The 22765-nt window shown below is 54.2% G+C and carries 23 protein-coding genes, 1 tRNA gene and 1 other RNA gene; 4 read left to right on the forward strand and 21 right to left on the reverse strand.

The annotated features are described in order from the left end of the window. Positions 1 to 33: 33 nt before the first annotated feature. The 8 genes from A3OW_RS0102130 to ssrA form a co-directional block, all read right to left on the reverse strand. Positions 34 to 426, reverse strand: a complete 393-nt coding sequence (locus A3OW_RS0102130) for a single-stranded DNA-binding protein (RefSeq protein WP_020561785.1) — start codon at positions 424 to 426, stop codon at positions 34 to 36. Further along, a complete protein-coding gene (locus tag A3OW_RS23815; protein ID WP_020561786.1) occupies positions 419 to 838 on the reverse strand; it encodes a hypothetical protein in 420 nt (139 codons plus the stop codon). Before A3OW_RS23815 ends, A3OW_RS0102130 begins: the two co-directional genes overlap by 8 nt. Further along, positions 831 to 2297 (reverse strand): DUF3987 domain-containing protein, encoded by a 1467-nt coding sequence (locus A3OW_RS0102140; RefSeq protein ID WP_020561787.1) that lies wholly within the window; start codon positions 2295 to 2297, stop codon positions 831 to 833. The genes A3OW_RS23815 and A3OW_RS0102140 overlap by 8 nt, the downstream gene beginning before the upstream one ends. After that, complete coding sequence (locus A3OW_RS0102145) at positions 2294 to 2713, reverse strand: CHC2 zinc finger domain-containing protein (protein WP_020561788.1); 420 nt, start codon at positions 2711 to 2713, stop codon at positions 2294 to 2296. The genes A3OW_RS0102140 and A3OW_RS0102145 overlap by 4 nt, the downstream gene beginning before the upstream one ends. A gap of 115 nt (positions 2714 to 2828) precedes the next feature. Further along, complete coding sequence (locus tag A3OW_RS26795; protein ID WP_083918117.1) at positions 2829 to 3050, reverse strand: helix-turn-helix transcriptional regulator; 222 nt, start codon at positions 3048 to 3050, stop codon at positions 2829 to 2831. A 93-nt stretch (positions 3051 to 3143) separates the two neighbouring features. Continuing rightward, the gene (locus A3OW_RS0102155) at positions 3144 to 3725 is read right to left on the reverse strand and encodes a hypothetical protein (protein ID WP_157385770.1); all 582 of its coding nucleotides are present in this window, start codon (positions 3723 to 3725) and stop codon (positions 3144 to 3146) included. A 109-nt stretch (positions 3726 to 3834) separates the two neighbouring features. Beyond that, positions 3835 to 5052: a tyrosine-type recombinase/integrase gene (locus A3OW_RS0102160; protein WP_033411520.1), complete on the reverse strand. Its 1218-nt coding sequence runs from the start codon at positions 5050 to 5052 to the stop codon at positions 3835 to 3837. 163 nt (positions 5053 to 5215) lie between these two features. Next, positions 5216 to 5607: a transfer-messenger RNA gene (gene ssrA / locus A3OW_RS26800) on the reverse strand. Between the two features lie 225 nt (positions 5608 to 5832). On the opposite strand from ssrA, the gene A3OW_RS0102165 reads away from it, so the two are divergent. Continuing rightward, positions 5833 to 5909, forward strand: a tRNA-Asp gene (locus A3OW_RS0102165). Between the two features lie 232 nt (positions 5910 to 6141). On the opposite strand, the gene A3OW_RS0102170 is transcribed toward A3OW_RS0102165, so the two are convergent. Next, positions 6142 to 6648 carry an NUDIX hydrolase gene (locus A3OW_RS0102170; protein WP_033411918.1) on the reverse strand — a complete coding sequence of 169 codons (507 nt, stop codon included), beginning with the start codon at positions 6646 to 6648 and terminating at the stop codon, positions 6142 to 6144. A gap of 143 nt (positions 6649 to 6791) precedes the next feature. After that, entirely contained in the window at positions 6792 to 7376 is a 585-nt protein-coding gene (locus A3OW_RS0102175; protein ID WP_020561793.1) for a beta-class carbonic anhydrase, read from the reverse strand. 194 nt (positions 7377 to 7570) lie between these two features. Here A3OW_RS0102175 and A3OW_RS23820 point away from each other — a divergent pair, with 194 nt between their 5' ends. Beyond that, on the forward strand, positions 7571 to 8521 hold the full coding sequence (locus tag A3OW_RS23820) for a LysR family transcriptional regulator (protein ID WP_051091782.1): 951 nt from the start codon (positions 7571 to 7573) through the stop codon (positions 8519 to 8521). Next, positions 8508 to 9119, forward strand: a complete 612-nt coding sequence (locus A3OW_RS0102185; RefSeq protein ID WP_020561796.1) for a TetR/AcrR family transcriptional regulator — start codon at positions 8508 to 8510, stop codon at positions 9117 to 9119. Before A3OW_RS23820 ends, A3OW_RS0102185 begins: the two co-directional genes overlap by 14 nt. Positions 9120 to 9169: 50 nt before the next feature. Here the strand turns inward: A3OW_RS0102185 and A3OW_RS23825 are convergent, their stop codons facing one another. From A3OW_RS23825 to A3OW_RS23830, 4 genes are all read right to left on the reverse strand, one after another. Then, a complete protein-coding gene (locus A3OW_RS23825) occupies positions 9170 to 10486 on the reverse strand; it encodes a S8 family peptidase (RefSeq protein WP_020561797.1) in 1317 nt (438 codons plus the stop codon). Further along, positions 10483 to 11220 (reverse strand): S8 family serine peptidase, encoded by a 738-nt coding sequence (locus tag A3OW_RS0102195; RefSeq protein WP_020561798.1) that lies wholly within the window; start codon positions 11218 to 11220, stop codon positions 10483 to 10485. The genes A3OW_RS23825 and A3OW_RS0102195 overlap by 4 nt, the downstream gene beginning before the upstream one ends. Before the next feature lie 39 nt (positions 11221 to 11259). Beyond that, positions 11260 to 11856, reverse strand: coding sequence for an RNA polymerase sigma factor (locus tag A3OW_RS0102200; RefSeq protein ID WP_026223266.1), 597 nt, complete (start codon positions 11854 to 11856; stop codon positions 11260 to 11262). A 128-nt stretch (positions 11857 to 11984) separates the two neighbouring features. Beyond that, positions 11985 to 12728, reverse strand: a complete 744-nt coding sequence (locus A3OW_RS23830; RefSeq protein WP_020561800.1) for a TorF family putative porin — start codon at positions 12726 to 12728, stop codon at positions 11985 to 11987. Between the two features lie 105 nt (positions 12729 to 12833). Between A3OW_RS23830 and A3OW_RS0102210 the strand changes: the two genes are divergently transcribed. Beyond that, positions 12834 to 14180 (forward strand): MFS transporter, encoded by a 1347-nt coding sequence (locus A3OW_RS0102210; RefSeq protein WP_198291278.1) that lies wholly within the window; start codon positions 12834 to 12836, stop codon positions 14178 to 14180. On the opposite strand, the gene lplT is transcribed toward A3OW_RS0102210, so the two are convergent. The 7 genes from lplT to A3OW_RS26805 all read right to left on the reverse strand — a co-directional run bounded on the left by lplT (position 14164) and on the right by A3OW_RS26805 (position 22579). Then, entirely contained in the window at positions 14164 to 15342 is a 1179-nt protein-coding gene (gene lplT / locus A3OW_RS0102215) for a lysophospholipid transporter LplT (protein WP_026223267.1), read from the reverse strand. The genes A3OW_RS0102210 and lplT overlap by 17 nt on opposite strands. A 155-nt stretch (positions 15343 to 15497) precedes the next feature. Next, positions 15498 to 16139: a lysophospholipid acyltransferase family protein gene (locus A3OW_RS0102220; RefSeq protein ID WP_020561803.1), complete on the reverse strand. Its 642-nt coding sequence runs from the start codon at positions 16137 to 16139 to the stop codon at positions 15498 to 15500. Between the two features lie 6 nt (positions 16140 to 16145). Beyond that, complete coding sequence (locus A3OW_RS0102225) at positions 16146 to 17087, reverse strand: phosphatidate cytidylyltransferase (RefSeq protein WP_020561804.1); 942 nt, start codon at positions 17085 to 17087, stop codon at positions 16146 to 16148. Next, complete coding sequence (locus A3OW_RS0102230) at positions 17084 to 17695, reverse strand: CDP-alcohol phosphatidyltransferase family protein (protein ID WP_020561805.1); 612 nt, start codon at positions 17693 to 17695, stop codon at positions 17084 to 17086. Before A3OW_RS0102230 ends, A3OW_RS0102225 begins: the two co-directional genes overlap by 4 nt. 84 nt (positions 17696 to 17779) lie before the next feature. Next, positions 17780 to 19966, reverse strand: coding sequence for an AMP-binding protein (locus A3OW_RS0102235; protein ID WP_020561806.1), 2187 nt, complete (start codon positions 19964 to 19966; stop codon positions 17780 to 17782). Between the two features lie 352 nt (positions 19967 to 20318). Beyond that, entirely contained in the window at positions 20319 to 21506 is a 1188-nt protein-coding gene (locus tag A3OW_RS0102240; protein ID WP_020561807.1) for a porin, read from the reverse strand. 719 nt (positions 21507 to 22225) lie between these two features. Further along, the gene (locus A3OW_RS26805; RefSeq protein WP_020561809.1) at positions 22226 to 22579 is read right to left on the reverse strand and encodes a hypothetical protein; all 354 of its coding nucleotides are present in this window, start codon (positions 22577 to 22579) and stop codon (positions 22226 to 22228) included. Positions 22580 to 22765 lie beyond the last annotated feature (186 nt).

Here is a 22765-nt window from a genome sequence, read left to right on the forward strand (position 1 = left end):
TTATAAATCCTGAATTTACAAATTAACCGACATTCAATCCCTGAATGGAAGCGCGTCGTCATAATTAGGATAACCGCGGCTTGGTGGCGCCGGGTTGCTCTGCCTGCTCTCGCCGCCGCGCCGTTTCTTTACGTCGTACGCCGACAGCGCCGCCGAAACCGTGATGCTCAGACCGCGCTTGATTTCGCCGGTTGATTTATCCGCCCATTCGGACGGCTTCAGGCTCCCGGCCACGCTCAAGGCGTCCCCTTTTTGCAGCTTGGTCAGGCGGCCGGCCACATCGCCGAAGGCAATGCCCGAAACCAGAGTGTATTCGCCGTCGTTCGTGGGAACCGACAACAGGAAATTGCAGTAAGGCTTGCCGGATGAGCCGGTTTTCAATGCAGGATCGCGTAACAGCTTACCGGTAATGAGTGCGTCAATCATGGTTACTCCTTGAATTGTTAAAGTCTTCACATCGCCGGGGAAGGTCGTCGACCGGCCGGAACCGCTGCTTGATGCAGTAGCCCCGGCTGTTCAGGTTCAGGCACTCACGGCAATGGTGGCGGTCGTCCGGCAATGGCACTTCCTCGGCCCGCTTCAGGTAATACGCCAGGGCTTCCGGGTTGCCGGCGCAATAGTCGAGCACGTCGTCGATGATGGCCTGATTGGTTTCGCCGATGAAGTGCAGCCAGCGCACAATGGCGGTTTTCTCATGGCGGGTAGGCGAATTGGGCGAATCGGGCGAAAGCTCAGTAATGACGCGGGTTTGAGCTGGGCGAATTGGGGGCGAATTGGGGCGAATTTCGCCCCGTTTGGGCGAATCGCCTAAGATGTCGTCAAGGAGGCCGTCAAGCATTGGGCACTGCCTCCCATTCATTGTGAGCAATTCGGACATCTCCGTTCACCACGTCCACGGCTTTCTGAATCAGGCCGCACTCACGCAAGATCGATAATGCCGTATCGCGCCTATGCTTGTTGCGCAAGTATTTGGGTACCGCCGTTTTCAGAATGTCGGTCTCGCTGGCGCGTCGATTCGGCCGCTTTAGCAGCCAGGCATAGAGCTCCCGCGCCCATCGATCATAGGTTAAATCCTCTCGCTGCCCAAAGATGCCGCGCCAGGTGTCGAGCGAATATCCGGCCAGGGCAATTCCGTTTTTCATCCGCTCGGCGCTGATGGTGTTTTCATCTGCATAGGCGGCCAGTACGCCGGCATTTCGGCAGGCCAGCTCACACAATCGGACGGCAAACGGCTTGACGCAGTGCAATGGGTTTGCGGGGTCACGGGCCTGTTCCATCCGCTCGAAGGTTTCGACCAGAATCTGACGCGCCTCATCGCTCAGGCGGATGGTGCGGAACTCGCCGCATTCGCCGTCGTCGGTAATGACTTGTGCTCGAAGCATGGCCTTGCACCGGTCCCAGAAGGCTTTAACGTAGGGGTCATTCCAGAATTCGTAACGGCGATATTTTCGCGGCGACAAGGGCTCCGGCCAGCTCACCATGAACCTCGGCCAGAGTCCGATGCTGGATAAAGCCGGGTCAGTTAACGCCTCTTGTGCAACATCCGGTTGAATCATCCAATGGGCGCAAAAACGGCGGTTATAGAGCTGAATCCGCCCGCTCATGCCGCGCTGAATCGATACTGCTTCCCCATCCCATAGCTTGTTCAGATTCGCGGACGTGTTCGCCCGCTGTTCGGCGGCCATGCCCCAGCCGCAGAGCATAGTCGCGCCCTCGGCGGTGAAGATGCCCTGGCTCGGCCAGCCGGTCAGGAAGCCCTTGATGATGCCCTGAACCGTTGCATCGGAAGCGAGTAGATAGGGTTCCCGCTCGGTTGTCTGTTCCTTCAGGGGTTTGCCCGCTTGCTCGGCTTTTCGGGCTTGGATTGCGCCGTGCATTTCTTTTTCGTACTGCTTAATACCGCACAAAACGATGCTTTCGACGGTTGACTTGCCGTCGCCGGATTCGGCAATCGACAGGGCGTAAATCGAAAGCGGCTTATGGCCTGACAGGGTCTCCACTTCGCAGCTCCCTTGAGCGGCCAATGATGCCGCCGACAGGATGGACTGCCCCACGGTCGCCGGGTTGAGCTGGGCATTCAGGGTAATCACTTTGCACAAATCGGCCAGAGGGCCCAGCGCGTCAATCGGGTATTCAGGCGATTGGTAGGCGAATTCGCCCAGTTTTCGCCCCGATTCGCCCTTTTTTCGCCCGCCTGAAACCCGCGCCGTTGCTGGGTTTTCGCCCGATTCGCCCCTTTCGCCTATTGCTTGGGTTTGATCGAACAATTCTTCGATGCTACCAACGTTGTCGGTCATAACCTAACTCCCATCAGCTCGGCCGCATCGCGCAACCTTTCGGCGGCCAGCTCCACGCGGTCGATATCGTCATCTGTCAGTGGGCATTGATTTGAAATTTGCCTGGCCGCCAGGGCGACAATCCCGGCCTCTCTCGATAAACACTTCATTGTGTCGTAGGGATTGAATGCCGCCGCCATGCCGCTGCGTTTGGCATAGATTGGCTTTTCGGGGTAAAGGTCGCTGAACTCCAGGCCGACCGCGGCGAGCACATCGGCCGGAGCGCATCCGGCAAAGCAATGAAATAAAACACGACCGTCTTTCTCGGTTACGGTTAGGGATGGGGATTTATCAGCGTGGGCAGGACACCGCGCAATATAGCGGCCCTGGCCGGTTCGTTTGACGCCTGAAAGGCGCGTGGTTAATTTCTCGATCATTGGCTAGTCCTTTTAGCCGGGTGCATGTATCGCCGCCCATGTGATAGAATCACATCGTGATATGGCGTTGACGATCGCGCAAAAACCCGGCTGATGGGTGAGTCAGTCGGGTCTTTTATTGTCCGGTGGTCTCGATCAAGGCGCGTATATCCTCAACTCGCCATGCTGTTGTTCTCGGGCCCAGCTTTACAGGTTTGGGATATTTGCCGGTTTTGACGCCATTAAGAAAAGTCGTCCGCCCGATGGGCAGAACTCCGGGAATGCCGCGCTTACGGTCGCCGATGATTTGGGGAAGGCGAACGAAGCCGGTAGAAGGAAGGTTTACTATTGAGCCCATGCAAAAACCTCAGAAGGTTGTTATTGAATTGCATGGTACTTTATCGATAGGGAGAGTAGGGAAACGATGTAGGGGCCCTTGGGATTCTTGGGGTTAGGTCTTTCCCCTCTTGCTGTAACTGGCGTGATTCGCCATACGGAACAATTGCTTACTTGCTTTCCAGGCATTATCGAAACTCGATGCTCTATCGAATACTTCCGGGTAATCAGCCTCACAAATCATTTTCAAGGTGCCTTTCTCGCCGTCAGGTACTGCTAAGGGGCCAAAGCCTTTCAACTGGATGGCTTTCAGAATGGCGGCTTGCTGCTTCTCAAGCTTGGTTTCATTTCGTCCCTTACCGGCGGGGTTCGCGGCTTCGAGCTTCGGTCCCGTTGCTGATTCTGAACAGCAAGGGAAACGGTAATGATGCCCGTTTGTTTCTAGCCATTCGTTTAGGTCCTGTGCCGTTGTCCATATTCTTTTATCCGTTTCGCTGGGTAAAAGCCTCTCGCCTGATAATGGGTTATAAGCTGGTAGTTTGCAGCTAAGTGCTGCAAGCAATAACGCTTCATGTGTTTCACTAAAGAGAGTCCGCCCAAGGTCGCCAGAATAATAAGAAATTCCGCCAGGGAATAATTTAACGCGCTCAGCATCAATTGCTTTAGCTGCTTCATCAAGAAGAATAAAACGAGACATTACTATTTCCATCAAAGTAACAGCATCACAAAGGGATTAACCGGAAAGCGGGTGATGAGTCTGCCTTGTCGGCCCGTCGGCCTATCCGGTTAAAATCGGTTATTCCGTCTCAGCCGGTTCGCTTAAAAGGAAGCACATCCGCGCCATTCTTCAATCCGTCCAGGTAGTCGGCCCATGCTTGCATCATCTTATGGCGCTCAGGTAAATGGGCAGTCCGGTTGTAGGCTCTGCCGTTCGGGTCTCTAACAGCATGGGCTAGTTGATGCTCGATAAAGTCAACCCTGAAACAAAGCACCTCATCAAGAATGGTTCGTGCCAACGCCCTAAATCCGTGTACGCTGGCTTCGTTCTTGTCAAAACCCATGCGCCGCAAGGCCGCCAATAAAGCCACGTCGGACATTGGCCGGGAACAGTTCGGCGTTCTGGCGGATGGGAATACGTAGTGCCCATGCCCGGTAAGCGGGTGGAGCTTTTGCAGGATTTCGACCGCTTGCCTTGCCAATGGGACAATATGCGCCGTGTCGGTTTTGGTGACGGTGTAACGCCATTCCGCCGCTTCTAAGTCAAAGTCCTCCCATTCGGCTTGCCGCAGTTCGCCAGGGCGAACGAAAAACAAAGGCGCCAGCTTCAACGCGCATTGCACAGAAAACGTGCCTTGATAGGCGTCAATTGCCCTGAGTAACTCGGCTACCTGTTTCGGATCGGTGACGGCGGCAAAATGGCTGCCCTTGACCGGGGGCAATGCGCCTTTCAAGTCGGCGGATATATCGCGCTCGGCGCGCCCGGTCGCAATGGCGTAACGAAAAATCTGCCCGCAATTCTGCAAAGCCCGGTGTGCCGTCTCTACCGCGCCGCGCTCTTCAATGCGCCGCAAGGCCGCCAGCAATTTAGGCGCATCGATACCACGAACGGGAGTATTTCCCAACCAAGGGAAAATATCCCGCTCCAAGCGGCGAATAGTCCGGTTGCCGTGGTTCTCTGCCCAGCTTGCCGCATTTTTGGCGAACCATTCGCGCGCCACGACTTCAAAGGTTTCCGCGTCGGTGGTTTGTGCCGCTTTCATGGCTTTGCGGGTTTCGCCCGGATCAGCGCCGGCCGCCAGCAATTTACGCGCTTCGTCGCGTTTGGCCCGGGCGTCTTTCAGCGTGGTTTCGGGATAGACGCCCATTGATAGGGTTTTACGCTTACCGTCAAATCGGTAATCGAAGCGCCACCACTTACCGCCAGATGCGGTAATGAGCAGATATAAGCCCTTCTCATCAGGAAGCTTGTAAGGCTTGTCGTTTCGGGGCTTTGCGTTCTTTATCGCGGTATCAGATAGCGGCATGACGGTAACACCTTGTGATGGTAAGTGAGTTGCCGTCAATGTTACCGTCAGAAATGACGGTATGTCAATGCATCTTGTTGCACTTCATTGGACAATAAAAAACCCGCTAAGCCTTATAACTTGCGGGTTTCTGTACTTCGTTGAACGTCAAAAAACTTTGAAATGGTGGAGGCGGCGGGAATTGAACCCGCGTCCGGAAATACTCCGCCCCAAGGTCTACATGCTTGTCCCGCGCTTTTGATTTAACTGTTGACTACCCGTCGGGCCAAGAAGATCAACAGCGATTTCGATTGGATTTAGCGCTTCAGGCTCCGAACCAAGCCTTGACGCGATCTTATGTCGTATGATCCCTGAACGTTCCTTTCGCCCTTTCGGGTTTGAGAACTCTGCACGCATAAGCACACACAGTCAGAGAAGTGGTGCAGGTTTTAAGCTGCTAAGGCCACTGAGTAGTTTTCGTCGTTTGCGAATACTTTTTGTCAGTATTTTTACGAGGTCACTGTCCTCGGCATGCACTTAAGGTTTTGCTATCCCCGTCGAAGCCAGGTCGCCCCCTTAACTGTTTTATTATAACCTATAAGATTTCCCGACGTCAGAAAAGTTCATTGTTTTATCAAAAAATCAGTAGATTATAAAATCGATATATAAGACAAAGACTCGATATGGAAGTTCACTCTATATTTTATCCAGCTAGATCATTTAATCGGCAAGAGCAGGCCGGCTGTGGAAAAATAAACTTGACGGATTGTTTAAATCTTATAGAATACGCGCTCTTTTCGCGGAGCGGTAGTTCAGTTGGTTAGAATACCGGCCTGTCACGCCGGGGGTCGCGGGTTCGAGCCCCGTCCGCTCCGCCATTCTCGAAATGGTCGCGGGAATAATCTCTTCATCGTCTTCCATTGTTTTTCTCCGGACCATTTACGTCTTGCGTCACGGTCAGTTTACCGGGGCAGGGGCCAATTCATTCAGAAGGGTACCGCAGAGGCAAAAACCATTCGCTCTGCTTGCCATATGAAAATGCTTTAGGAATGGCCTGAATTTCTCTCGTTGATTGCTTTGAGCGGCGCCGATCTTCGCTGACGGCAAGACTCAGCGGTCCGTAGATTCCAGATGCCGCCAAAGCCTTTTGAATGTTTCGGTCAGGCTGGGGTCGTCGGCATCGACTCTGACCGAAATGTCGGCAGGAGAGAACCATCCGCCTTCATCGATTTCCTCGGGCGCCAGCACGAAAGGGCCGTTATGACGGATGCGGTAGACCTGGACGAATTCCATGCCGGTTTCCACGGTAGGCGTTAATTTGAACAAAGGTTCGAGATCGGGACCCGGGACAATGCCCAATTCTTCTTCTATTTCCCGAAGAGCGCTGCTTTCATAATCTTCGCCGGCATCGACATGACCGGCGGCCGAGGTATCCCATTGCCCGGCATTCAGATCCTTTTTCATTGAACGTTTCTGTAGGAACAACCGCCCTTTTTCGTCGAAGACCAGGATATGCACGGCGCGATGCCTCAGTCCTTCGGCATGAACGACATGCCGGAAGCGGACGTCGAGGACGCAATCGTTCTCATCGACGACGAAAAGCAGTTCGTTATTCATTAATGGAAACGCGAAGCGACACTCACAGTTGAAAGTGCCGATTGTAATCGGAGGCGCAATCAGAGTAAACGTCTGTTTGCCGCCTTCGTCTCGGGCGGAGAATATGCTCATCCCGTCGGGAGATGAGCATTGTTCGCAGGATTTCAGCGGGCCTGGCCGGCTTCGGTCGCCGCCGGCACTTCGATCAGTCTGCCGGATTTGCAGTCGTAGATATAGCCGTACACGGGTATGTTCGACGGCACCAGCGGATGATTTCTGATACGGACGACGTCTTCGAGCACGCTTTGTTCCTGATTTTTAATCGTCAGCCAGGAGATATGCCTGGCTTCGTGGGAGCCCGAGCCTGCACCGGTATCGTGCCATTGACCTTTGTCGTCCAGGGACGCCGTCGTCAAGCTGCTGGCCAACAAATCGCGCATGATTTCATCGGTGAACAGCTCCATGCCGCAATTGGTGTGATGAATGACGAACCATTCGCGGGTGCCCAGCAATTTATAGGAAATGACCAGGGAGCGGATGGCGTCGTCGCTTGCGCGTCCGCCCGCATTTCGGATGACGTGCGCATCGCCTTCGGACAAACCTGCGTATTTGGCGGGGTCCAACCGGGCGTCCATGCATGTTAAGATAGCGAAATGACGCGCCGGCGGTAAGGCCAGATCGCCTTTATCGCCGAAATTGTTTACATAATCCCGGTTTGCGGCCAATACTTCATTTAGAATTTTGCTCATAACGATCTCTTATTATTATATTGGTTGATATGAAAATTTTTATATTGTTTGTTACAAAAAAGCCGCTTGGTCATGTCTTCGCATAAACCAAACGGCATAAACTATCTCCGCGGATAAATGTACTCTAGTAAACCAGAAATTTAAATACCGATAAAAATTTATAAAATATAAACCCTTTTTTTATAATTAAAAAAATGGATAAGTTAAATAACATGCAGGTATTTTGCCGGATCGTCGAGCTTGGCACGTTTGCCGCGGTGGCGCGGGAAATGAATCTATCGGCAATGATGATCAGCAAATACATGGCCCAGTTGGAAGAATCGCTGGGTGTGGCCTTATTGAACAGGACCACCCGTCAGATCAGTTTAACGGAAGCCGGAGAAATTTATTATTCCCGCAGCAAGCAGTTGCTCGATGATTTTTCCGAACTCGACGAGTACACTTCGCAACTGGGGAGGAACGTGAAAGGCACGTTGAAGATCAGCGCGCCGATCGATTTCGGCGGGCTTTACATGGTGCCCGCGATCGAAGCTTATCAGCGGGAGTTTCCGGAGGTCAAAATCGCCATGACCCTGCATAACAGCCACGTCAATCTGAGCGAAGGCAATTTCGATTTGTCCATATTGGTGACCGACACGCTCGATTTAGGCGTCGTCGCCAGAAAAATCTCCGAGACTCGCTTGTGTACTTATGCCTCGCCCGCGTATCTCGCCCAGTACGGCGAACCCCGGCATATCGACGAGTTAAGCCAGCATCGCTGCCTGCATTACCGCGATACGCCGCACAAGGATTACTGGATTTTCAGAAACGGCAGCGAAGAAACCAAAATAAAAATCCAGTGGCATTTCGCCTCCAACAACGGCCGGGCGCTGGCCGAGGCGGCGTCCCTGGGCATGGGCATAACCCAGGCGCCTGAAATTTCCGTGGCGAATTATCTAACGCAGGGCAAGCTGGTCGAAATTTTGTCCGAATTCCGCATTCCTTCTCTCGCAATTTATGCAACATACCTGCAAAGGCGTTTTTTGCCGGCAAAATTGACTACTTTTGTCGAATTTCTGATCAAATTCTTTTCCGAAACTCATCAGCCGGAGCAAAGACAATTGTTGCCGGAAATTCATTCCGGCGGATCCCATGGCCAGACGTAGCGAACACAGTCTCGAAGAAATCAAGGAAATGGTGCTCAATGCCGCCGAGTCGATTGTTATTGAGGGCGGCGGCCCGGCGCTCACCATGCGCAAGATCGCCATGGACATAGGTTATACCGTGGGCAGTATTTACATGGTGTTCGACAACATGTCCGATTTGATACTGCACATCAATGCGCGAACCCTGGACGGCATCGCGGCGGAACTGGAAAAGGCGCCCGAAAGCGAAGCCGGCGCATGGCTCGACCAGGTAGCCAAGCTCTATTTACGTTATGCAACGGTTAATTTCAACCGATGGAGTCTGATATTCGAACATCGTTTGCCTAAAAATGCCCCGGTGCCGGATTGGTATCAGGCGAAAGTCGAACGGGTGTTCAGAAAATTCGAGGTCCAGTTCGCCAGACTGGTTCCCGGCCGGAGTGAGACCGAGAATAAGCAGGCGGCTCGCGCCTTGTGGGGCGGCATCCACGGCATCAGCATGCTGTCGTTGTCCGGCAAGCTGGATATTGTCGGCGTGGAAGACGTCGAAAAAAGCATCGAGCTGTTGGTCGGAAATTTCATTTCCGGCTGGATGCGCACCCGGCCGGCTGCATCGTGAGAGGACGGAAGCGGCTCGGCGCGAACGTCAAAAAAGACTTTCAGGGCGGGTTAAAAATCGCCCCAGGCAAAACTCAGACTTTCCCCGGTACAGTTTTCCGATTTGCACAAGGCCAGGACCGCATCGTTGGCGTTGACGGCTGAAAACATTCCCAGTTTTTCCGGCGCTGCGGATCGATGCAGAATCGATTTGATCTCATCCACCCCGAGATCGGGCTTCAGTTCCAGCATTAATGCGACGATGCCCGACATTTCGGCCGCTGCCATCGAACTGCCGGAAATAAAATCGTAGGTGCCGTGCGGCAGCGTAGTGAGGATTTTATCGCCGGGAGCGGTTACAGGCCGTTTTTCGGCGGAATCTTCGTCTTGGGCCTGTCCTGTGGCTTGCACCGGGATCGCCTGCGCCATCGACGCGGGAAAGTTTTCGTTTGCTTCGTTGTGCCCGGTGTCGGCCGCTACGACGATAATGCCTTTTTCAACCGCTTTGTTCAGCAAAATTTCCAGCAGCGTGTCCTGAGGGCCGGTCAGGCTCATGTTGAGCACGTTGACGCCGGCTTTGATGGCGGTATTGACGGCCAGCGCCAGGGTATAGCTGTTGCAGACCGACGCGAGCGAATCCGGGCGGTCCGGCCAGCAGGCTTTCAAAGCGACGAGCTTGGCGTCGGGCGCCACGCCGACGATGCCGGTTCCATTGTTTTTTTTGGCCACCATGATGCCGGCGACGGCGGTTCCATGCTTATCGCTGGTAAAACTCGGCGAAATTTCCGCGGCAAAATTCTCGTTCCGGGCAATTTGACCGGTCAAGTCGGGGTGGGCGGAGTCGACGCCGGTATCGATCATGCCGATGACCACACTCCGGCCTGTGGCTTTGGCATGCACTTCGTCAATCTTCATCTGTTTGATGTTGGATTGCAGCTTGAAATAAGGATCGTTCTCCTCATGAGACCGGGTTTTAAACAGATGCATTTTCTGGACGACGCTGATCCGTTTGTCTTCCCCCATTTGCCGGATCTTCTCGGGTACCGAATCGGGTTCTGGAACCCGGTAGACCACACAATGGACGCCGACGGCGGTCATCGGCCATTCGGCGAGCTTTTGCAGATGGTAATCTTCGGCGATCCGGTCGGATATGCGTTTGCTCCAGGTCGAGCTTGAATAACTGCCCCTTCGCCGGTAAGAAGAAGCCGACGTGATAATCGACGGCCGGTCGATGGATTGGTCTTCAAAGCCGACCAATAATAAATGATCCGCATCGGCCGGTTTGAAAAGACTGGCTAATTCCGGAGGCTCGGCTTCGGGCTCGCCGCCTTCGGAGGGGAGTGAAATCGTCAACAACATCAGTGAGATCAGAAGCCAGTGCCGTATCATTCGGAATTTCCTCCGCCGGGTTTCGATGAGGATAACAAGGCATACGCGGGTTCGGCAAACAGGACGCCGGAATTCTTCCGCAACGCCGCCAGCGCATCGAGAACGGCCCCGGCTTCGGTGGCTGCCGTCAGCCGGATCAAATAGACGCCTTCCGCCGAAGGGCCGTCGGCAATCCGGCCGTGAATGCCGTCGAGAATTTGGCCGATCTGCTGCCGCCCGAATCCCTGAGCAAAAATGACTTTGATTTCATTGGCGTTGAACGAAGTGGTTTCGCTGCTGGACAAAGTCCGGAAGTCGCTTTGTTGCAACGGACCCACCAGATAATAGGCCGGAACGATCACCGCCAACGCCAGGACCGACAGCATCACGGCCGCCGTTTGCGGCCAGCGGAAAAAGTCGAGGCTCAGCTTATGGTACCATTTAGGTTGAGTTGATTGTTTAGTACCGGAAGGCCGCGCACAGGCCTGTGTCGACGCGGAAGCTTCGGGCTGATGCAGCCGGCTCTTCAAGCGGGAAAAAGACGCCTGCGCCGCCGAGTCCAGGGCATCGGCCTGATTGACGGCCAGAGAAATCTTTTGCAGGATAGCCATTTCGCGCCTGCAGGTCAGGCACACTTTGATATGCTTCTCGACCGCCTTTAATTCGTGATCGTGCAGCGTTTTATTGACATACCACGGCAGCAACAGAGCTATTTCCTGATGGGCGAGATAAGGATTCACAGGATTTTCTTTCATTTTAAACTCCTGAATTTTCAAACGGCAGTGAAAATTCGCTCATTGTTCTTTAAGTACCAGGGCCAATTTTTTACGGGCATGATGCATACGGGTTTTAACGGTATTTTCCGGACAGTCCATCAATTCGGCGATTTCGCTGTAATGAAGTCCGTGATAATAGGTCAATTCGATCACGGCGCGCTGTTCGGCAGAAAGCCTGTCTAAAGCCGATTCCAGCCAGTTTTCCAGTTCCGTTTGAGCCGCCACGGTATCGTTTTGTGCTACCGCTGCCGGGTACAGTTTTTCGACCTCCATGTCATCCAGCGATTCTTCCGCGAAAGGGCGATGGTTCCGCAAGGTCTGGCGCGCTTTATTGTACGCAATACCGAGTATCCAGGTTGAGACTTGGCACTGGCCGTTGTAAGTTTCGGCTTTTTCCCAGACCACGTACATGACGTCGTTGATGACTTCGTCGATCATGTCCGTCCTTCGGGTTATCCTGGCGATAAAACGGAACAACCGGCTGTAAAATCGATGATAGAGCAACTCGAATGCTTGTTCGTCCGCTTGGCAAATCCGGGCGATCAAATCGGCATCCTGGTTGGGTTGATCTGTTTTATTTTCGGTATTCAATGGCTTGCCTGGTAATCCGTTCATGATGTTGAAGCGCGACTGAGCCTATAGGGTAAAAAATCGGATGATTTACATGCATTGTATTTCCGGTTATTACCAAAAGGTTCAACGGCTATGAAATTTTTTATGGGGTCGCGGCTCCGACAGGATGGTCAAAATCCGATGGCGACTGAAAAAAATAAGGTGGCCGGGAGGACTTCGGGATAATAACTGGTGTAGTCGGCGTCTCCATGGCTATGGCTGCTGGCGGTGGTAATCGCATCGGCATAACGAAGGTCCAGGGTGAGGAATTTGTAAAATCCAGTGAAGCCTGCATTCCAGTAAAAATAGTCGTAATCGATCGATTTTCGTGTTCTGGTATAGCCGGCGCTGCCGGAGAATTCCAGAAAGTCGGTGATCGGATATCGCCCGGTCATCTCGAATAAACCCGCCGGGTGGCCCCGGTCGTAGTAATCCTCGGAAAAGGAAGCGGCCAAACTGATAATGTCCCGGTAATGCAGAAACAGGTAAAATTCGTTGTAATCGGACGAAATTCCGTAAATGTCGCCGTCGTAAATATAATGGCTCCATTGAGTGTCGAGCCGCCAGTCCTCGGAAAGGCTGAAACTCCAGCCCAGATACGGCGTTACTTCAAAACGGGTCGCATTGGCAAAACCCTTGTCGCCGAAATCGACGGTGGCCATCGAGGCGCCCAGATAGCCTCCGGTCTTGTGTTCGTAGTCGATATTGGCCTGATAAGAGAACTGGTCGTTACTCTTGGAATAGCCGCGGCCTACGTAATTGCTGGTAACGGAGGCCGCTCCGTGAATATCGGCAAAAATTTTACCGGCGTATGGCAAAATCAGCATCGCGCAAAGCAACTGAGAGAGCAGATGTGGTTGATACAGGGTTACCATACGATAAATTATACCTGGGCTTATTTTTGTAACGAATGACCGCTAATAATACGTTAACTTATTCTAATATATCCTGCTTCTTTTTCTAACCCGGATGGCTCCCAGATGACAGATCGACAATCGATGGCCCGGAACGAGCGAGGGATTGGCCGTGCCTCGCGCAAGGAACTCATCGCATGGGCCTTGTACGACTTCGCCAATTCCGGCTATACCACGGTGGTGCAGACCACGATATTCAGCACCTATTTTGTCGGCGTGGTCGTCGGCACCGTAGCGGGAGTGTCGCCGGGCCTGGGCACGCTGCTGTGGTCGCTGTCGGTCGGCGCCGCCAATTTTGTCGTCATGGTCAGTGCTCCGGTGGTAGGGGCTATTGCCGATTACCGGGCCAGCAAGAAACTCTTTTTATTATTATCTTCCGTCGGCTGCATCGCGGCCACGGCCATGCTGGCGATGGTCGGTCCCGGGGACGTCCTTCTCGGGATGATCCTGGTGACGCTGTCGGTCGTCATGTTTGCTTACGGTGAAAATCTGGTGGCGGCTTTTCTACCCGAGCTGGTCCCCGAGCAGCAGATGGGGCGCCTCTCGGGTTACGGATGGGGCCTCGGCTATGTCGGAGGATTGCTGACTTTGCTGCTTTGTCTCGGTTACATCACCTGGGCGAAAGGCCATGGAATTACGGAGGCCCAGGCAGTGCCGGCGACTTTGCTGATCACCGCCGGCATTTTCGCCTTGACCGCCATGCCGACCTTTCTCTGGCTCCGCGAGCGGGCGCAACCGGTACCGGCCGAGATGAAACTGTCGGTCGTCACCGCCAGTTTTCGGCGGTTAAAGCACACCTATCAGGAAGCCAGACGTTTCCGGGATTTGATCCGGTTCTTGCTGACACTGGCCGTATACCAGTCCGGCGTCAGTACGGTCATCGTATTGGCCGCGATTTACGCCCAGGAGGAAATGGGCTTCGATACTCAGTCGCTGATCGCATTGATCATGGTCATCAACGTGACGGCCGCGGTCGGCGCGTTGATCTGCGGCCAGTTGCAGGACCGCATCGGTTCGGTGCCGACGCTGGCCGTCACCTTGGTGATCTGGATTGCCGCTCTGATTGACGCCTATATGGCCGAGCAACGTTCGGACATGTGGTTGAGCGGAAACCTGATCGGGCTGGCGATGGGCGCCAGCCAGTCGGTGGGCCGGGCCCTGGTCAGCAAGTTTTCGCCCGCCGAACGGGCAGGGGAGTTCCTGGGGCTGTGGGGATTGGTCAACCGGCTGTCGGTGATCGTCGGACCTTTAAGCTACGGCTTGATCAATTATTGGAGCGGCGGCAATCACCGTCTGTCGCTGTTGTCGACCTTGCTGTTCTTCGCAGCCGGGCTTCTTCTGTTGCTGCGGGTCGACGAAGCCCGGGGCCGCCGGGCCGCGGCCAATGATCCTTTGCTTAACGGCCGGTCTTAAACGGATTGGCCTGGTTGTCGGGCAGATGCAGCGAAATCAGAAAAGTGGCGGCGAAAACCAGAGCGCCCAGTACGAGTATCGATAGTACCGGGTCGGCTTGTTGCGAGGCGGCATAGGTGTAGCTTCCGACCGCCAGCAGCATCGTAAAATTCTGGAAAAAACCCTGAAGAGCAACGGCCGCGCCGCTGCCGATGCTGAGCTGGCCCAGCTCCTGCAGCGCCGCATTGACCGGCACGATGAACATGCCTCCGGTCAGGCCGACAAAGAACAGCATGAAGCGGGCCGGCCAGAGGCTGTCGGTGAAACCGAGGCCGATAATGAACAAAGCCATCAAATAAGCGGGCAACCGCGCGCGGCGCAAGCGTTCCAGAGGAATCAGCCGGGGCACCAGCGCCGATCCGGCCATAATGCCGACCGCCAGAAACAGGGTTAGCCCGGCAATTTCGGAAGCGTTCTGCAATGCCAGCATCAGGGGCGCCCAAGCGACGATCATCACTCTCAAAGTCGCTGCGGCCGCCCAGAACAGGGAAGCGCCCAGCATCGAAAACCTCGAGCGCGGCGTCGTGAAAAATTGTTCCATCTGCCGGAAAAACAAAAGGAATTGAGACCCGGACACAGCGGGTCGGCTGGGCCGGACCGGCAGATAGAGAGTGATCAGGGCGGAGGCCAGAAACAGAAATACGGTGCCCGACAAGGCCAGATCGGTGGAATAATCGGCCACTTTCGCGCCGATGCCCATCCCCATCAGAATCGCCAGAATGGTGGATCCTTCGATCAGGCTATTGGCTTTGACCAGATGCTGGTGCCCCGCTATTTCCGGCAGAATCCCGTATTTGGCTGGACTGTACAGAGCGGCGCCGGCGCCGACGAGGCCATAGGCCGCCAGGGGATTGACCTGCCAGAGCAGGAGGCCTGCGCCTGCGGCCTTGACCAAATTGGCAATGATCAATACCCGCGATTTGGCATGATGGTCGGCGAAGCCTCCGACCCAGGGCGCCAGCACGACGAAAGCGACCAGAAACGAGCTTTGCAGTGCGGGAACATACCAGGCGGCCTGGGACTCCTGCTTCATGACCAGAGCGATCACGGTAAACAGAATGGCGTTATCGGCAAAGGCCGACAGGAATTGGGCAATCAGTAACGGATAGATGAGTTTGTTCATTGGGCCGGTAGGATAGAGGATATGCGAATCTCGGAGCTGTTCATCGGCTGAATGCGGCACGGCAGCCGCGAAAATTCCGCCGGTTTTCCGTCCCTTAAAGCCATTCGTAAACGCTTCGTCGGTTCTCAAGTTTAGGCGATAATGGAGCAATCGCTTTACTCATCGAGTAGCCTTGCTGCCGCCGAAGCCTTCGCCTGCAATTCGGCCATGCGCTCGGTCAGTGTTTGCATGAACGCCTGACGGCTGCCTTCCCAATGCACGGGCGTGCCGACGAAAGCGTCGATGAAAAAAGGAACCAGAATGCATTCGCCTTTCGGCAGGCTTTTGCCCAGGCCGTAAAAGAAAACCGGCACCACCGGAACGGCCGGGCGTTCGCTGAGCAAATGGCCGAGGCCGTTCTTCAGCTTGCCCATTTTTTCGGGCTGGCCTCGGGTACCTTCGGGAAACAGAATCAGGATGGCTCCCCGATCCAGGGCTTCGGTCAGCGGCGCCAGTGCTTTTCGGCTATCGTGAACGGGCTTGCGCTCGATCGGAACGATGCCGACCACGTTCAATGCAAACCATTTCAACCATTTATTCCTGAGAAAATAATCCGAAGCGGCCACCGGGTGCACTCTGGGAATGATCCTCAAGGGAAACAGCGACATCAGCGCCAGCGCGTCGAGATGGCTGTTATGATTGGCAACGACGACCGCCGGTCCGGATGTCGGCAGGTAAGAGCGGTCCCGCACGTGCAGGCCCAGGATGATTAAGACCAGTGGCCTGACGACGAACGCGTAAAACAAAAGGCGCAGCATCGGCGGTTAATAGTAGAGATAATGGACGAAATGAAAGAACAAGGGCGCCGTGTAGGTCAGACTGTCGAGCCGGTCCAGAATGCCGCCGTGTCCCGGAAGCAGACTGCCGCTGTCCTTGACGCCGAGGTCCCTTTTCAGCGCAGAAATAGTGACGTCCCCAACAAAACCGCCGAGGCCGATCAGGGTGCCCGCCGCCAGCGAAGCGGCGAATGAAAGCGGCGTCAGATAAGGCGCAAACAGAACCGCCAGCAGCACCGTGGTCGCGACGCCGCCCACGAAGCCGGCGACCGTTTTATTCGGGCTGACCTTGGGCGAAATCTTTCGGCGGCCGAAGGTTTTACCCCAGAGATACTGGGCAACGTCGTTCAGTTCGGTCAGCACGACCAGGAAAATGAGCAGACCCATGCGGCCGCCCGCCGGATTGGCTGCGGCGGGCAATACCAGCATGTACGCCATATGGCTCAGGCTGAACACGGTAATCATCAGACCCCAGTGAAGCGTGCCGATCGCGCGCAGGAAGCCCTGGGTTTCGCCGATCAGAATCATGCGCATCGGCAGCAGAAGAAAGACGTAGACCGGAATGAAGATGATGAACAGGCCGTACCAGCCGGTCCAGACCCAGTAATACTGAAACGGGATGGCCAGATAGGCCCAGAACAGGACGCGGTGATCGGCGCGCCGTGTCGGTATCAGCGAAAGATATTCCTTGAACGCCAGAAAACTGACGAAACCCAGCACGGCCACCGACACGGTGCGGTTGAAAAGAACTGCCGCGGCGAACCCGCCGGCGATCAGCCACCAGGTCCGGACGCGTTGTCTGAGTTCGGTGTAATCGTGCTCGGGCCTCGTCCTGACCAGTGCGATCGAAGCGAGGCTGGCGATCAAGAGCAGGGCGCCGATCGCAAGGAAGGCGATTTGTACGCTGAAAGGCAAGCCATGCCAGCTCATTCTGCAGCTTCCTGCAAGGCGCGGCGCGAGCGGTTGACGACGGTCAGCAAGGTGAGCGCCAGGACCAACCCGAACAATCCGTTCAGCCATGTTCCCGGCACGACGCCGGCGCCGATGGCGAGCCCCGCCGCGCCGAAGACAAAGGCCCGGTCGCTCTTGCCCATCGGTCCGTCGTAGCGGCGGGATGCGCCTATCTGGACCGCGACGACGCCGGCCATTTCGGTCAGCAACGCGCCGACGGACGCGAGCACGACCCATGTCGGCGACACGCCCGGAAGCAGCGCAAACGGCAAATACAGTGCGGCATCCGAGACCACATCGGACAGTTCATTGAGCACGGCACCGAGAGGGCTTTGCATCCCATGTTCTCGGGCCAGCATGCCGTCGATGGCGTTCAGGGCCATGCGGATCAAGAGCACGGCCGGCAGCATCAGATACATTTCCGGCCGGGTGCGGCCCATCGCAGCCAATAGCGTTCCCGTGGCCAGCGACAAGGCCAGCGCGGCCAGCGTGACCTGGTTCGCGGTGAATCCGCCGTCCGCGAGCTTGCGGGTCAAGGGCCTAAGCCGATTCTGGAAAGCGGGCTTGAGATCGTAGATGGTCGCCATGCTGGTTTTTCCCGGAGCTGAAAATGATCGTTCAATCGGTTTGCTGTTGTTCTTAGGGTCGGCTCGATACCGGAGTTTTCGATTCTACTCCTCATCGTCGTCATCGTGCGGATCGCCGTCGATTTGCCGGGCGGCCAGCTCGGTGACGGCCGGATAATTGGTTTTTCCGGTCGCAAGCACCGGGATGGCGTCGACGACAAGGATTTTTTTCGGCAGTAAAATGGTCGCCACGCCTTCGGAGGCTTTGGCCAAGGCCTGAACGCTGGCCTGTTTTTCGGTGGTCAACAAAATGACCTGCTCGCCCTTTCTCGGATCGGGCAGGCTGACGGCGGCATGATGCGCTTCAGGCCAGGCTTGAATGGCCAGTTGCTCTACTGCGGTCAACGACACCATTTCGCCGCTGACTTTCGCAAAGCGTTTGCTGCGGCCGCGAATGCTGATGAAGCCTTCCGCGTCGACGTGCACGACGTCTCCGGTGTCGTACCAGCCTTTGCCGTAAATCGATTCCGGCGGCACGAGTTTTCCGGGGTGGTCGGCCAGCAAATAGCCCAGCATGATGTTGGGCCCGTAAACGTGCAGTTTGCCGGCGTCGCTCAGGCCGGGCACGGGCTCCAGTTGGTACTGCATGTGCGGCATGAAGCGGCCCACCGTGCCTTCCTTATAGAACATCGGCGTATTGACCGAGGCGATCGGCGTCGTTTCGGTGGCGCCGTAGCCTTCGAGAATGCGGATGCCGAATTTTTCGGCCCAGAGATCACGCGTCGTCGACTGAAGTTTTTCGGCGCCGGCCACGACATAGCGCATATTGAAAAAATCGTAGGGATTGGCTTTCTTGCCGTAGGCGGCGAGAAAGGTGTTGGTGCCGAACATGATCGTCGCCTTGATTTCGTAAGCGATTTCGGGAATGATGCTGTAATGGAGCGGCGTCGGATAAAAGAACACTTTCATCCCGCTCAAAACCGGCAGCATCGAGCCTACGGTGAAGCCGAAGGAATGGAACATCGGCAGAAAATTGAGTACGATGTCCTGCGGGTTGAAACTGATGCAGGCTGCCAGTTGTTTCAGGTTGGCCAGGATGTTCGAATGGGACAGCACTACGCCTTTCGGCGTGCCCTCGGAACCCGAAGTGAACAGGACCACCGCCGGGCTGTCCGGATGAAACTGACGGTCCTTGTACCAAAAGTCGGCGGTCCTGCCTTGCAGCCAGGCCTTAAACTTGTCTCGTTTGCCGATTCGGCCGGCCAGATCTTCCAGATAGACCAGAGTGACTTTCCGGGACAATTGCTCGGCTTCTTCGATCAGTTTGCCTTTTTCGATGAAACGGCGCGAGGTCAATACGGTTTTGACCCGGGCGGTGTTGCAGGCGGACAGCATGGCCGCGGAACCGGTGGAAAAGTTCAGCATGGCCGGGATGCGGCCGTGCAGTTGAAGCCCCAGAATCACACTCAGGGTATTGGTCGAATTGGGCAGCAGCACGCCGACCGCTTCCTCTCGCTCCGAGATGCCGGTAAAAGCGTTGCCCAGCGCGATCGTTCGAGTGATTACATCGTCATAGGACAGCGGTTTGCGCTCCAGGTCCTCGATGACCAGGTGGCTGCCGCCATGAATTCGGCGAGCTTCCAGCAGCGCGGAAAAAATGGTGCGGCGGTAATGGCTAGTGACGAACATCATGTCGATCATGATGTCGGTCAAAAGATGGCCGCTGTATTTTCGGCGTTCCTTGCCCTTCAGATGCTCTGGCGCGGCAATCCGGGCCGGCGGCAGGATCTGTATCCTGATTTTGGGAAACCAGCGCAACCTGACAATTTTACGCAGCCTGGACACGTGCGTGTATTGAGCGCCGTCGATGCGTATCGGCAGGATGGCGGCCTCGGAGCGATCGGCGACCATGCCGGTGCCGTCGTAGATTTTCATCAGGGAGCCGGTGACCGTGATGCGGCCTTCGGGAAAGATGACCGTTTTGGTATCGTGCTGCAAATGGTGGAGCAGATCCTTAAGTGATAACGGATGGCTGGGGTCCATCGGAAATACCTGCGACAAGCCGAGGAAGGGCCTTAACCACCAGCGCTGGGAAATGTGGGTATTGATGGCAAAGGTGATCTCGTCCGGCAAAAACACCCACAGCAGCAAGGGATCCAGAAAGGACGTGTGATTGGCAACGATCAAGACCCGTTTTCCGGCTTCGTGATAGTGTTCGAAGCCTTTGATTTCCATACGGAACAACAACGTCAATACTCCGGCCAAAAGCCTTTTTAGCACTTTTTTCAACATAGATTTTCTCCCGGCGCCATCTTAGCAAATTAAGACAAATCATATAGCGATTTACTATAATGGAAAATTAAACATTGTTCAATTATTAATTTTTCATTTCTTGATTCGTAATGACATCAGTAAATAACAAGAGGTTTTGTCGCTGCTCTTACGTCTATTGAGGCTGAGTTGTCATTCAAGACATGCGAGCTTTATCATCTCGATCGTGCTCGTCGATAACAAGGAGGAAAAATCGGTACGGACTTAAAGGATTCGTCTGTGCCCAAGCTTGCATTGGCTCGTGTTAACCCGTAACCTCGGACGTAAGGGCTTAACCGGACTCCGGATCAAACAGAGTCTGGAATGCGAGTCGTTAAAATTGAATGATGAAATCGGTACCCGCCAGAAACTGGCTGTTTTTCGTGCCCATATTGAAGGCGGGGCTTGTGGAATCAGCCCAGTCATAACGGATTTCCGGCCGGACGGTCAACCATCGGCAGGGTTTCCAGTTCAAACCCGCCGTCGTCTCGTAATAGCCCGCTTCGCCTGCCGAATAACGAAACCCGTCTTGATCGCGAAACCACTCCCAGCGTAAACCGACGCTCAATTTATTGTCGAGATCGTAGGTAAGATACTGGACGACAGAATACCATTCGGCATTCTTTCCCATGACGGCATGGTCCTGGGTTCCCAGGTCATGCTGCAGCACATAGCGCCATTTTCCGAGATTTTGCTGGAGAATCGCAGAATAATACATCAGCTCGGAACTCCGGTTTTTAAAGACGTCGCCCTGCAATACGGAAAAAGAAACGGTGGTGCCGGTATCGGCGTTCGTCCAGGTCAAACTACTCATCTGACTCCAGGCGCCCAAATCCCGGTCGAAATTGTCCGCGCCTGTCGTCACGCCGAGATTTATGCTCCATTGCTCGCTGAGCGCATAGCTGAAAAGCGCTCCGGTCGTAGTAAAAGGCGAAGACTTGAAGCTGTAGGAATGAGAGGAAAAGAAATTCGGCGGCGACGAGACGGATTCATAGCCGATGATACTGTAAAAGTGGCCGAACTTTCCATTCAAGCCGTTGCCAATGGGCGAAAACACTTCAACATAAGCCTGCGGCAGAGCAATATCATAATAGCGCAGGTTGCGCTGGCTGATTAAACTCGTGTCCCAATGTCCGCTGGCCTGGGTATAACGCGAATCCGTGCCGAACATGAAGTCGAAGCGTCCCCCCACATCCCAGTCCGTGGATTTGACCAGCGCCTTTTCAAGGAATAGATTCAACTGATATAAATTAAATTCTCCGGTCCGGTCGGTCATTGATACCGGGCCGTTGTTACGGTCGTTTGGATTGCTGGCGTTGTAATTGAAACCGGCAGTCGCCCAGCCGCCGAGATTCACTCCGTAACGCTGAATTTCGGCCCAATTGGAAGCATTCCTGCCCGTTAGAGCCGGAATCAGCCCGGCAGCCGGAGCAGCCTCATCCGAGTTAGCCGCAAAAGTAACTGCCAGGACTCCCCAGACGCCAACGAACTGTTGGAAATTAGAGCAAAGCGAGAACTTCATGGCTATTCTGGCAATTTTTTCACGGTATGCACCATTATGGATCATAAAGCACCATAGTTGTGCGTTTTATTCCTGATATCTCAAGCATCCAGGCTTAATATCCTAACCATTTGCGGTGTTTCATTGCTCATTACCATCTTTTCTATCAAGCCGAGGAATACGCCGAATGAATAGCCTGCACCGTTTCGGGAACTTAGGGCGCCGTAAAGGTCAAGTTAAAGGCTATGTGTTTTAATAAAGGAAGGGGAAACTGGCATGTAATATGCTGAAATATTACCTAAGACGGGATACTAAATATCGCCAAGCTTGTGTGAGGTTATCGTCACACTTCAAGCCATTATGTGGACAGCTTGGATTCTCGTCCAGAATGAATACTGAAGTACGGCTTCAATCGTCCTGATCACTCTGAAATAAAAGAGAAACGATTATGAAAACTGTAATATTTATGTCTTTACTGCTGTTAATAACAGCATGCGCATCCGATCCTAAACTGGCTTTGCAGAATGAAAATGATAAATTATGCGAAAATCACAAGCAGGATTTCCAGAATTTTCGGGCCGCGTTCGATAAAGAGCATGCTGAAACATGTGCGAGCGGGTGCGCATATACTGCATCAATGAATAAGAACTCCGATACAATGGAGCATATTGCCGGGCTATATTATTTGATGAACTGCGACGTCAATCATGGCAGATTGTAACAATGAACTTGGGTACGGTTTATAAGACCGGTGATCCATCGATTGAATCAGCTCCGCAACTGTAAGCGCGGGCAATGGCAATGCCGTTGAAAGCGCCGCTAGGAATCATCCGCTCCCAAACCACATGGGTAGCCCCGAGTTTTTCGGCATGATGAAGTGCGGAAGACTTGGCTAATGACTGCCAGCGATTGTTCTTGCCGTAACCCGACGATCCTTCGACCTTACCCAAGAAGTGACAATCCGCTACCGCGGATAGCCTTGCCTCTGTAGGCGTTGCCATGCTGAAAGAAGAAAAGCAAATGGCTAAGGCAATTGCCGTCACACCTTTCGTTATAGGCTTTCGATGTGCTTTGCGAACAAAAAAACCGGGCATGAGAAACTCCTTCCTTAAAAAAATCAGGTTACAAATTACCGGACATGCCAAAATAACTTGAAAATTATACGTTCAAGAAAATGGCCTGATTAAGGCAAATCGATATACCAGTTGCCAATCAAGTCCTTCAGTTGTGCACCAATATGGTGCGTATGATGCACAAATTCAATATTACTATACCCATGA

Source organism: Methylosarcina fibrata AML-C10, from assembly GCF_000372865.1.
GTDB classification, from domain to species: domain Bacteria; phylum Pseudomonadota; class Gammaproteobacteria; order Methylococcales; family Methylomonadaceae; genus Methylosarcina; species Methylosarcina fibrata.